Consider the following 11,677-nt stretch of genomic DNA (forward strand, 5'->3'; position numbering starts at 1 on the left):
ATGGGAAATGGGGGCGGAATCGGCCACAGGAGCCGTGTCCCGCACCTGGGCGGCGTAAAGCAGCGCAAGCCGGGCAGCCAGAGGGAAGCCGGTTCTTCGGACACCGGGGCGAACGGTCTGCTGGCGGTGGGGAGTGACAGGTTGATGGGCACGGCGGAGCGGTGCGACACGGCCGCTGACGACGAGGCGGCGCATGTGACGACGGTGCGAGGGGCGGCCGGGGCACGGGATCGCGACATTCCGGCGGCGCGGGCCGTCTCGGAGAGGGGACCCGTCCCGGCCGCGGAAGCGGCCGGCTCGGCGGCGCCCCGCGGCGGTGCGGCGACGGCCGACGGACAGGAGGTGGAGTTCGCCACGGCGAACACGGCGTTGAGGCGGCCTGACAACAGGGCGCTGTGGGTGGAGGAGCCCGCGCGGCGGCGCAGGCTGCCGGATCCCGTGCGGGTGGCGGCCGTGCGCGCGGTTCTGATCATCTCCGTGACGCTCATACAGGCGGTGGTGGCGTTCCTGTGCACCATGGCGGAATCCTGGCTGGCGTTCCCCATGGTGATCAGCAGCGTGGCCAGCACGGTGGTCGCCACCTGGGCGGCGCTCGACGTCTGGGTGACCCGCCAGGTGTGGAACCAGCGCTACGGCGTCGTCTCGGTGCCGAGCAGCACCGCGCGCGCCCTGCGGCGCGAGCGGCACCGGACTCGGCGCCAGGAGCGGGCGACCGAGCGGAACCAGCGGCGAATAGGCCGTGAGGGGAGGCGCGGGGCAGCCGTCGCACCCCTGAGCCCGGGCCGGCTGTCGCACCGCTGAGGACTCACGGCCGTGCCCGGAACCCGGTGACCCGCCAGGGGATGGGCTCCGGGCACGGCTCCCTCGGCCGGTGGCCTGAGGCGCCGGTCCGGGAAGGAGGACGAGCGAGGGTCACGCGGGCCGTTTGAACATCCGGGTCGCCGTGATCTCGCTGTGCACCGTCTCCCCCGCGGGGGCCTGCTGCGGCAGTCCCGGCCTCAGGTGCTCCTCGACGCTGATGTACTTCAGTCCGGCCCTCAGGTCGGCGTCGTTGCGCAGCCGGATGACCAGCGGGAACTCCGCCAGCGCGGTCGTGTCGAACAGGCCGGTGGTGTAGAGGAGCTGGACGCCGAGCGCGTCGGACACGGCCCGCTGGAGCTCCAGCAGATAGGTGGCGTTGGCGCGGCCGATGGGGTTGTCGAGGAACAGAGTGCCCGCGTGCCGGTGCTTGTCGCGGCCGCGGTCGTTCGACCTCAGGGCCGCCATGGTGCAGTAGAGGGCGATGGCGGCGGTGAGCAGCTGACCGCCGGAGAAGACGTCGCCCATCTGCCCGACGGGGACCCGCTCGGCGCGCAGCACGGCGTCCGGCTTGAGGATCTCGACGGCGACGCCTCGGGGCTGGAGGGCGGCGGCCACGCCGCGCAGCAGCAGTGACATCCCGTCGCGCCGCAGGTCGGAGTTCTTCTTCACGGCGGCCCGGGTGGCCTCGTCGATCACCTCGCCGAGCCGCTCGGTCAGCGTGGCCTGGTCGGGCTCCTCGAAGCGGATGCGCAGGAACTCCTGCCCGGACCACTCGCCCAGTCCCTCGGGCAGGCGGGACAGCCGCTGTGCGGAGCGCAGGGTGGCGAGGGCGGACTCGACGAGCCCGCGCAGCCGGTCGACGATCGAGTCGCGGTTGCGCTCCAGCTGGTCCAGCTCGTCGGTCAGGACCCGCAGGCGGGGCGCGAACGCCTCGGCCCACTTCTGGGCGTGTTCGGGCAGCGCGGCGGCGGGCAGTTCGCGGATCTGCTGCCGGGCGGGGGTGTGGACCTGTTCGTAACGGGTGGCGTTGGCGTGCCGGACGAGGATGTCGCTCGCCTCGCGCACCGCGGCTTCCGCGGCGGACAGGTCGGCGGCGCAGCCGCGCAGCGAACGGCGGGTCTCGGCGGCGGCCTGCCGGGCCTCCTCCAGGCTGCCGGGGTACGGCTCCTGCTCCTCCCGCTCCTCCTCGGCGGTGTGCTCGCGCAGCAGGTCGCGGAGCAGGGCGGCGACCTCGTCGAAGCCGCTCGCCGCGTCCTCGGCGGACCGGTGGGCCTCCAGGAGTTCGGCGTGCGCCGCACGGGCCTGCGCCAACGCCTCGGTGCGGGAGGCGAGTTCGGCGGTGGCCGTGCGCAGCAGGGCCTGTGCGTGCTCGGCGTCGCGCGGGAGGAGCTCCTCGGGCAGCTCGGTGTGCGTCTCGGCGTCCTCGGCGGGTGCCAGCCGCTCGGCCTCGCCGCGCAGCCGGCCGAGCTGCTCGCTGGCGGTCGACATACGGGTCTCCAGGAGCTGCACCAGCTCCTCGGCCCGGGCGGCGGCGGCCTGCCGGGACGGACCGTCGGATCCGTCGGGCGACTGCAGGAGCTGCTCCGCGCGGGTGCGGACCTTGTTGCTCAGCCGGTCCAGTTCGGCGCGGGCCGCGCTCTCGTCGCTCTCCGCCCGGGCCTGCTCGGCGCGCAGGTCGGCACCGACGCCGACCTTCTCGTAGACCTGGGAAGCGGCGCGGTATGCCTCGCGCAGGGCGGGCAGGGACGCCTTGGGGGCGGTGCCTTCGTCGGTCTCGGGGACGTCGTCGGGGGCGCCGGCGATCTCGGAGCGCTCGGCGCGCAGCGCGCGGGCGGTGCGCCGGGCGTCGTCGGCGGCGCGCTGGGCGGCGCGCCGGTCCTCGTCGGCGGCCCGGGCGCGGTCCAGGCAGGTCTGGGCGCGGGCCTCCGACTCGGCGGCCTCGTCGGCGAGTTCGCGCAGTCTGGCCTGCCAGCCGGCGCGCTCGCGCAGCCGGAACGCGAGTCCGGCGAGGGCGTCGGCGGCGCGCCGCGCCTTCTGCGCGGCCTCCTGCCGCACGTCGCGCACCTGGGCCGCCTCGGCGGCGGCCTCGTCGCACTCGGCGCGCGCGGTCCGCGCCTCGGCCAGCTCGGCCTCGGCCTCCTCGGCGAACGCGCGCGCGTCGCGGGCGGCCTGCGCCAGTTCGGTGAGCCGTCCGGCCGGGCAGCCGGTGCGCCAGGAGGCGAGCCGGGCGGCGAGTTCGCGGTCCTTGCCGAGCCGGGCGGCGAGCCGCCGGATCTCCTCGTCGCGGTCGGTCGCCCGCGCGCGCAGCGCCTGCCGTTCCTCGTCGGCCGCGTGCTCGTCGTGCATGGCCGGGTTCGGCGGTACGAGGAAGACGTCACCGGGCGCCCGGTCACCGGCCGGGGGCGGAGCGAGCAGGGCGGACGCGGTGCCGACGGCCACGGCGGAGCGAGGCAGCAACGCGGCGTCGGCGAGGGCCTCGCGAGCCCGCGCGTGGGTGTCCGGGTCGGTGATGATCACACCGTCGACGAGTTCGGGCCGGGCGGCCAGGACCCGCGCGTGGTCGACGGGGTCGACGGCCTGGGCGAGGTAGCGCCAGCCGGGGAGGGCGGGAATGCCGTGCTCGCCGAGGAACTCGACCGTGGCCAGCACGTCAGGTCCGGGGGGCAGCAGTCCGCCGTCACCGAGCGCGCCGAGGATGCGGGAGTCGTCGGCGGCGGCGGTGCGCAGTTCGAAGAGGTGCCGCTCGGCGGAGGAGACGGCGTCGTCGAGCAGTTCCCGCAGCTCGTCGGCGAAGCGGTCGAGGTCCTCGGGGGTGAGGGAGCCGGTTCGGCCCTCCGCCGTAGCCGGGTCGCCGCCGTCCTCGGCGGGGTTCGCGGCCGGTTCCTGCTCCTGGGCCGCGCCCGGGCGCCCGGAGACTCCGTCGGGCCCGGTCCGGGGCCCGGGCACTGCGACCCGGCCCGCGCCCGTGGTGCCGGGCAGGCTCAGCAGTTCGGCCAGCCGCTCCTCCGCGGCCAGCGCCTCGGCGATCCGCCGCTCGGCCTCGTGGCCGCGCTCCGCCGCCGTCGCCGCGTCGGCCGCGCGGGCCGCCGTCAGTTCGGCGCGGGACTCGGCGGAGGCCGCCTCGCGCGCGAGGTCGGCGGCCTTGCGGGCGGCGTGGCGGGCCGCGTCCCAGGCGGCGACCGCCGTCTTCTCCGCGTCGCTGGCGGCCAGGGCAGCGCGCGCCGGGTCCGCGTCGGGGGCGCTGTCGTCGAGCCAGCCCGCGCGTACCGCCTCGGCGGTCTCCTGCTCGACCTCGGCGAGGCGCTGGCGCAGGTGCCCGGACTCGCTGCGGGCGCGCTGCGCCTCGGTGGCGGCGGCGGTCGAGTCCCGGTGGGCGGACTCGCCGGTCTCCTGGAGCAGCGCGGAGCGCTCCTCCCCCTCGTTGGCGAGGGCCTCGGCGCGCTCCGCGGCCGCGTGCAGGGCCCGTACGAGATCGACGGCCGCCCTGGCGCGGGCGGCGAGCGCGGGGGCCGCGTCCCGTTCGGCCTCCTGGATCGCGCTGGAGACGCGGGCCACGCGGTCGGCGGCGGCGCGATGGCGCAGCACGGTCTCGGCGGCCTGCCAGGCGGAGTGCAGGGTGCGCGCGTCGGCGAGTTCCCGCTTCTGCGCGGCGGCGGACTTCTCGGCGGCGGCGAGCGCCAGGGAGGCGTGCCGGTAGGCGATTTCGGCGGCGATCAGCGAGCTGCGCTCCCGGGCGCCCTCGCTGTGCGTGACGGCGTACGCGGCGGCCGTGACCCGCTGGGCGAGGTCGGCCGCCCGCACCCGCTCGCGCACGGCCCGGGCGGTCAGCCGCCGGGCCAGGCCGCGCGTGCGCCGCTCCGCCCCGGTGTGGACGTCGCGCGCGCGGGCGCGGGTCTCGGCGGCCTCGACGATCCGTCCGAGCAGGTCCACCGAACCGGCGGTGAAGTCGCGTTCGGCGATGAGCTCGGCGCGCCGGCCGAGCTTGTTGCCGAAGCCGCTGACGAGGTCGGCGAGCCCGTCGGTGTCCCGGGTGTCGGTGACGGCGCGCAGCAGCAGATCGGTGAAGTCGGCGTCCTTCTTGACCGCGAAGAGGCCGGCCGCCTCGCCCTCGTCGGCGTTCATCTCCCTCTGGTAGCGGAAGAGTTCGGGGTCCAGGCCGAGCTCGCCGAGGTGCTCGGTCCAGCGCTCGTGGATCTCCTCCCAGTGCGCCTCCAGGTGCGGATAGGCCTTGCCCGCCTCGGTGAGGGCGTCGCGGAAGCCCTTCATGGTGCGGCGGCGGCCCTGCGCGCCCGACTGGCCCTCGGCGGACGGCCGTACGGCGGTGGCCTCGGCGACGGGGAGGTTGTCCAGGGTGAGTCCGGGGCCGGGCCGGAAGGAGTACCAGGCCTCGGCGAACTTGCGCGGGTCGTTGGACACCTGGCGGCCGCGCCACTCGCTCACCTTGCCGACGACGACGCACTCGCCGGTCTGCACGTGCTGCCACTCCAGGGCCACGTGCCCGCAGTCGTCGGCGAGCAGGAACTTGCGCAGCACGCCGGAGCTGGCGCCGCCCAGGGTGTTGCGGTGGCCGGGCAGCATCACCGAGAAGATCAGCTTGAGCAGGACCGACTTGCCGCCGCCGTTCTCCAGGAAGAGCACGCCGGCGGGCGCGGGCCGGCGCGGCGGGCCGACCGGCTCCTCCTCGAAGAACTCCGCCTGGGTGGGCGCGGGGTCGGGCACGGGCTCCCCCACGCCCCGCAGGTCAAGCACGGTGTCGGCGTAGCGCGCACCGGCGGGCCCGATGGAGTAGAGGCGGACCCGGGACAGCTCGTACATGGCGGACTCTCGTCAGTCTTCTTGCAGATCGGCGGAACGGGGGCAGGGGATCGAGGGATCAGGAGTGGAACGGCAGCCCGGCGTCGGCAACCAGGTCCAGGTCGTCGGTGTCGTCGGCGGGCAGCAGGGTCGGGGTGCCGTCCGTGACGGGGACGATGCCCAGGTCGAGGAGCTCGGCCAGGGCGGCGCTGCCCGCCATGTCGCGCACCTGGAGCTGGTAGCGGGCCGTCGTGCGGTAGGTGCCGCCGTGGTCGTCGCCGGTGCGCTGGAGGAATCCGGAGTCGGTGAGGAAGCCGACGGCCTTCGCCACGATGCCGGTGGTGGAGGCGGCGGGGCGGCGGGCGTCCTTGGTGGCGCCCGTCGCGCTGCGTCGGGCCCAGATCCGCCAGGCGGCCTCCAGTCCGGGGGCGTCGGTGGCCGGGTCGGTGTTCTCGCCCTGCTCCTCGGCCCGTTCCTCAAGACGGCGGCAGGCCTGCCGGACGAAGGCGTCGACGCCGTTGACGGTGACACGGCCGATGTAGCCGTCGTCGGCGAGGTCCTCGGGACGCGGGAACGCCAGCGCGGCGACCGCGAGATGGGCGAGGCCGTGCAGGAACCGGTCCGCGGAGTCGGTGGCGGCGCGACGCGCGTAGTCGCCCATGCGGACGGCGAAGACGGAGTCCTCGGCGGCGGTCACCGCCATGCCCGCGCGCGGGGACACCTCCAGCACCACGAGCCCGAGTCCGGCGGCCACGGCGTCCGCGAGCCGCGCGAACGCCGGGTCCTCCCGGTGGCGGCGCAGCAGTTCCGCGTACTCCTGGTCGCGCGCGGGCTGCAGCTTGGGCTGCAGTCCGAAGGCGACGAGCCGCGCCGCGTCGGCGGCGTCGGCGGGCGTGACGGCGGACCCCGCCGGCGCGGCGGCGGGCTCGGGCTCGCTCCAGTCGACGTGCTCGGTCACGGTCGGGGCTCCTTGCTGCGGTGGTGCTCGCTGGGGTGGTGCGCGCCGGGGTGGCACCGGGGGGTGCGGGGGTGCCGGTTGCCGTGGTGGTCTCGGGGGTTGCCGCGGTCCTGCCCGGCGTGGTGGCGGCGGCTGCGGCGGTCGTGCCGGGCACGGTCGTGGCTGACGACGTGGCGGCGGCTGACGCGGTCGTGCCGGACACGGTCTCGCGAACCGGCGACGCGCCCGCCGAGGTCACGCGAACCGGCGTCGCGCCGTTCGAGCTCGCGTCCGTCCAGGTCACGCGGACCGGGATCGTGCGGGCGGGGGTGGTCGTGCGCGTGCGGGTGGTTCCCGGCCGGGCTCACGCCGCCTCCGTCCGGTCCGCAGCCATCCCCGCCGCGTCCAGCAGGGCGGTCCCGACGATGAGGTCGGCGCCGCCGAACTCCGGGTCGTCCAGTTCGGTTCCGTCGTCCACGGCGAACAGCAGCTTCTCCTCGCCCTGCCGGTAGGCCGTGCCGACCGGCGGGCTGGCCGCGTGCACGGCCAGCAGGGCGACCAGGTACGGCAGTTCGGGGTCCTTGCGCCGGGCCTGGGCGAGCAGCCCCGACAGCCGCCGCGGCGCGTCCGCCGGCAGGTCCAGCAACTCCATCGCGGCCGTCAGCTGCTCCTCGCTGAACCGGCTGTCGTCCGGGGTGGCGATCAGGTCGGGCTCCGGCATCTCCGCGCCGAGGTGCTCCCGCTCCACGGGCGGGGTGAGCAGGAGGTCGACGAGATCGCCCACCCGGACGGCCACCGGGGTGCGCAGCCCGGTCCCGCGTGCGAAGAAGGCGTCCGTGACCCGGATCGCCCGCTCCACCGGGAGCGGGAGGGTGGGGGCGAGGAGGTGGCCGTAGAGGTCCGTGCCCGAGGCGGTCAGGGGGGTGGCGAAGGCCTGCCGGTCCTGCTCCGCGCGGAACAGCGGGCCCGCCTCCAGGAGCCGGGACTGCAGCTGCGTGTGCCGCCGGATGCAGTCCTTGACGATGTCGACCAGTTCCGCGGCGCGGCGCTTGTTCTCCGGGTCCTCGGACTCGTCGCGGGCGCGGCGGATGTTGGTGAGGATCGCGTTCTCGTGCCGGTAGCGGTCGGCGACGTGGTCCAGTGCCTCGGCGATCATGTCGGGCACGGCGCCCAGCCAGTCCACCGCGCGGACGTTGCGCCGGGTCGCGTCCAGGGCCCGGCGGAGGGTCTCCGAGTACTGCACGGTCCGGTACCGCGCCTGCTCGGCGGCGAGCTGGGCGTCGGCGAGGCGGCCGCGGCTGATCAGCACCTCCAGCTTGACCTCGGCGGCGATCTGGGCGCTGGTGACATCGGTGTCGAGGGCGCCCACGAGGACGTTGACCGCCTCGTCCGTCGTACGGAGGTAGACGCTCCCGCCGGGGCCGGGCACCTCCTCGATCAGCTTGAAGTCGTAGTCCCGGCGCACGTACGTGCCGTCCGGGTCGAAGGTGCCGTACACGGCGCGGAAGCCGCGGTCGGCGCTGCCGACGTTGATCAGGTTCTCCAGGACCCAGCGTGCCACGCGCTCGTGCTCGGCGACGGGCCGGCGCGGGGCCTGGGCGGCGACGCGCGGGACGAGCCGGGCCACGATCTGGTCGTGGTCGGCGCCGGTGTCGAAGTCCATGTTGAGCGTGACGAGGTCGATGGAGGCGAGGGCGATCTCCGCCATGCCGTACACCGAGTACTCGCCGGCGAGGTTGGCCTTGCGCGCGTCGAGGTCGTGCAGCGGCGCCGTGCAGGCCAGCGCGCGCAGCCGCCGCGCCAGCCCCTCGTCGGCGGCCGGCCCCGGGGCGGGGCGCGGCCCCGCGCTGAGCTGGGGCGGAACACGTTCCGTCGATGCAGGCGAAGTCACGGTGCACAGACTAGGTCCTCGGTCCGACAACGGCCCAAACGACGCAGATGGGCCCCGGCGCCCCGGAGCCCCACCCGCCCTCGCCGACCTGGCGCCGGTGACCCCGCGGCGCTACCCGTCCTCGCCGACCCGCCGCCGGTACACCTCCACGACCCGGGCGAGCGAGTCGTCGAGGTAGACCGCGAGGACCCGCTCGGCCGTGTCGCGGTCGCCGGCCTGGAGGGCCTGCAGGAGCTGCTGGTTGCGGGCGAGGTACGGCTCGTGCAGCCGCCGCGGGTCGTCCACCACGTGGAAGGCGAGGCGCAGTTCGGCGAAGACGCTGCGCATCAGCTCGTCGGTGCGGTCGCTGCCGGCCAGCGCCACCAGTTCCCGGTGGAAGTGGATGTTGGCCGTGCCCAGCTCTTTCCAGTCACCCTCACGCACCGCCCGCTGCCCCTCCGCCACGGCCCCGGCGAGGCCGTCCAGCGCGTACGGCGGCTCGCCCAGCCCCCGTACGACGGCGCACTCCACGAGGCGGCGGGTGCGGTAGATGTCCTCGACGTCCTCGACGGTCAGCACCCGTACGAAGACCCCGCGGTTCAGTTCGTGGACGAGCAGCCGCTCGTGCGTGAGCAGCCGGAACGCCTCGCGCAGCGTGTTGCGGGACACGCCGAGCGCCCCGCCGATGCTGTCCTCCGACAGCCGGGTGCCGGGCGGGAAGTACCCCTCGGCGATACGGCTCCTGAGGATGTCCGAAACACGCTCGGCGGTGCTGGTGCGCCCCAGCAGGGCCCGGTCGCCGGCCAGTCCCGTCAGCTGCTCTGCCATGCCCGGAATTACACCGCAGACCCGGGAACGAAACAACAGGGGTATTGAAGGATCGTTCAACGATCCTCTACCTTGCTGCGCACGGCACCGCGCCGCTCCCCCGTCGCGGCTCCGTGAACTCCCCCGCCGTTCGGCTCTTTTCCAGCACCCTCCCGTCCCTCAACCGCGAGGTGGCCCATGAGCACGACCCCTCCACCGCAGGCAATGACCTCCGACACACGCTCCGCATCCGGTGAACACGGCGCCGGCGACGGCGCGTTGGGCTGGCTGCGGGCCCTGGACCCGCGCGGCCGCCGCGCCTTCGCCGGCGCGTTCGGCGGCTACGCCCTCGACTCCTACGACTACTTCACCCTGCCGCTGAGCATGGTCGCGCTGGCGGCCTACTTCGGCCTGGACAGCGGCCAGACCGGCCTGTTCACCACGGTCACGCTGGTCGTCTCGGCGATCGGCGGCGCGGTCGCCGGTGTGGTCGCGGACCGGGTCGGCCGGGTCAAGGCACTGATGATCACGGTGATCACGTACGCGGTGTTCACCGTGGCCTGCGGCTTCGCCCCCGACTACGAGACGCTGCTGGTCTTCCGCGCTCTCCAGGGGCTCGGCTTCGGCGGCGAGTGGGCGGTGGGCGCGATCCTCGTCGCCGAGTACGCGAGCGCCAGGCACCGCGGCCGTACCCTCGGCGCCGTCCAGAGCTCGTGGGCGGTCGGCTGGGCGCTGGCGGCGATCGTCTACACGCTGGTGTTCTCCTTCGCCGGCGACGACCTGGCCTGGCGCGTGATGTTCTGGACCGGCGCGCTGCCCGCGCTGCTCGTGGTGTGGCTGCGCCGCCGGGTGCACGACGCGCCGGAGGCGGCGGCCGCGCGGGAACGCAGCGTGCGCAAGGGCTCGTTCGCGGCCATCTTCCAGCCGGGCGGCGCCGGGTCGCCGGGCCTGCTGCGGACGACGGTCTTCGCCGTGCTGCTCTCCACCGGCGTCCAGGGCGGCTACTACACGCTGGCCACGTGGGTGCCGACGTACCTGAAGACCGAGCGGGGCCTGTCGGTGGTGGGCACCGGCTCCTACCTGACCTTCCTGATCTCCGGCGCCTTCGTCGGCTACCTGACCGGCGGCTACCTCACCGACCGGCTGGGCCGGCGCCGCACCATCTGGCTCTTCGCGCTGCTGTCGGCGATCTGCGTCCTGGCGTACGCCGACATCCCGAGCGGCGCCAACACCCTGCTGCTGATACTCGGCTTCCCGCTCGGGTTCTGCATGTCCGCGATCTTCAGCGGCTTCGGCTCCTACCTGAGCGAGCTGTACCCGACGGAGGTGCGCGGCACGGGGCAGGGCTTCACGTACAACACCGGCCGCGCCGTGGGCGCCGTCTTCCCGACGCTGGTCGGCTTCCTGGCCGACAGCTGGGGCGTGGGCGGCGCGCTGGTGTTCGGCGCGGTCGGCTACGGTCTGGCGGCCCTCGCGCTGCTGGGGCTGCCGGAGACGCGCGGGAAGGAACTGGTGTGAACACCGCGGACGACCGCCTGCCGACGGTGGCGGACGACCTGCCCCCGGCCGTCTCACAGGACCCGGCCACGGCCTACGATCCGGCTTCGGCCGTGGCGGTCGGCCCGACCCTGGCACCGGCGGAGGACCGCCCCGTCGTCCTCGTCGACGAGCACGCGCGCGCGTGGAGCCCGAGAGCGGCCCGGGCCCGCTTCCGGGACGGGCTGACGGGCCCCACGGCCGGGGTCGCCGCGGGCCACACCCAGGTGAACCTCATCTCGGTCCCCGCCGACTGGGCGTACGACATGCTGCTGTTCTGCCAGCGCAACCCGAAGCCCTGCCCGGTCCTCGACGTCACGGACGCCGGTTCCTGGACGACGCCCCTCGCCGCCGGCGCGGACCTGCGCACCGACCTGCCGCGCTACCGGGTGTGGCGGGACGGCGAGCTGGTGGACGAGCCGACGGACGTGCGCGGCCACTGGCGCGACGACCTGGTGTCGTTCCTGATCGGCTGCAGTTTCACCTTCGAGTGGGCGCTGGCCGGGGCGGGGGTGCCGATCCGCCACGTCGAGCAGGGCCGCAACGTCCCGATGTACGTGACGAGCCGTCAGTGCCGTCCGGCAGGGCGGCTGCACGGCCCGATGGTCGTGTCGATGCGCCCGGTGCCGCCGGATCACCTCTCGGCGGCGATCCGGGAGAGCGGTCTGCTTCCGGCGGTGCACGGCAGCCCGGTGCACTGCGGCGAACCCTCGGGGCTCGGCATCGAGGACCTCGGCCGTCCCGACTTCGGCGACCCGGTGGACGCCGCGCCGGACGACATCCCGGTGTTCTGGGCCTGCGGAGTCACCCCGCAGGCGGCGGTGATGGCCTCCCGGCCGCCGTTCGCCCTCACCCACGCACCGGGCCAGATGTTCCTGACCGACGCCCGCGACGAGCAGTACCGCGTGGCCTGAGGAGAGACGCGAAGGACC

General features: G+C 75.0%; 7 protein-coding genes and 1 pseudogene. 3 read left to right on the top strand and 5 right to left on the bottom strand.

Translation table 11 applies throughout. The annotated features are described in order from the left end of the window. The first annotated feature begins 144 nt into the window (after positions 1-144). A pseudogene (locus ACIPM1_RS13075) lies at positions 145-775 on the top strand (hypothetical protein). Between the two features lie 137 nt (positions 776-912). Here the strand turns inward: ACIPM1_RS13075 and ACIPM1_RS13080 are convergent. The 5 genes from ACIPM1_RS13080 to ACIPM1_RS13100 all read right to left on the bottom strand — a co-directional run bounded on the left by ACIPM1_RS13080 (position 913) and on the right by ACIPM1_RS13100 (position 9,230). Beyond that, positions 913-5,616, bottom strand: a complete 4,704-nt coding sequence (locus ACIPM1_RS13080) for a hypothetical protein (protein WP_402433037.1) — start codon at positions 5,614-5,616, stop codon at positions 913-915. Positions 5,617-5,674: 58 nt separating this feature from the next. Further along, positions 5,675-6,553, bottom strand: coding sequence for a hypothetical protein (locus tag ACIPM1_RS13085; RefSeq protein ID WP_356184990.1), 879 nt, complete (start codon positions 6,551-6,553; stop codon positions 5,675-5,677). Next, a complete protein-coding gene (locus tag ACIPM1_RS13090) occupies positions 6,550-6,900 on the bottom strand; it encodes a hypothetical protein (protein ID WP_402433040.1) in 351 nt (116 codons plus the stop codon). Before ACIPM1_RS13090 ends, ACIPM1_RS13085 begins: the two co-directional genes overlap by 4 nt. After that, complete coding sequence (locus tag ACIPM1_RS13095; protein ID WP_402433043.1) at positions 6,897-8,423, bottom strand: hypothetical protein; 1,527 nt, start codon at positions 8,421-8,423, stop codon at positions 6,897-6,899. The genes ACIPM1_RS13090 and ACIPM1_RS13095 overlap by 4 nt, the downstream gene beginning before the upstream one ends. Before the next feature lie 111 nt (positions 8,424-8,534). After that, positions 8,535-9,230: a GntR family transcriptional regulator gene (locus ACIPM1_RS13100; protein ID WP_402433046.1), complete on the bottom strand. Its 696-nt coding sequence runs from the start codon at positions 9,228-9,230 to the stop codon at positions 8,535-8,537. 177 nt (positions 9,231-9,407) lie between these two features. Between ACIPM1_RS13100 and ACIPM1_RS13105 the strand changes: the two genes are divergently transcribed. Together ACIPM1_RS13105 and ACIPM1_RS13110 are read left to right on the top strand one after the other, a co-directional pair. Then, entirely contained in the window at positions 9,408-10,727 is a 1,320-nt protein-coding gene (locus ACIPM1_RS13105; protein ID WP_402433050.1) for an MFS transporter, read from the top strand. Between the two features lie 110 nt (positions 10,728-10,837). Next, the gene (locus ACIPM1_RS13110; RefSeq protein WP_402433983.1) at positions 10,838-11,659 is read left to right on the top strand and encodes a putative hydro-lyase; all 822 of its coding nucleotides are present in this window, start codon (positions 10,838-10,840) and stop codon (positions 11,657-11,659) included. Positions 11,660-11,677 lie beyond the last annotated feature (18 nt).

This window comes from Streptomyces sp. NPDC086766 (assembly GCF_044746005.1).
Taxonomy (GTDB): Bacteria; Actinomycetota; Actinomycetes; order Streptomycetales; family Streptomycetaceae; genus Streptomyces.

Bases quoted from the DNA above. Each gene is read 5' to 3' on its own strand.
- ACIPM1_RS13080 (WP_402433037.1), bottom strand. From the start codon at position 5,616: ATGTACGAGCTGTCCCGGGTCCGCCTCTACTCCATCGGGCCCGCCGGT.
- ACIPM1_RS13100 (WP_402433046.1), bottom strand. From the start codon at position 9,230: ATGGCAGAGCAGCTGACGGGACTGGCCGGCGACCGGGCCCTGCTGGGG.
- ACIPM1_RS13105 (WP_402433050.1), top strand. From the start codon at position 9,408: ATGAGCACGACCCCTCCACCGCAGGCAATGACCTCCGACACACGCTCC.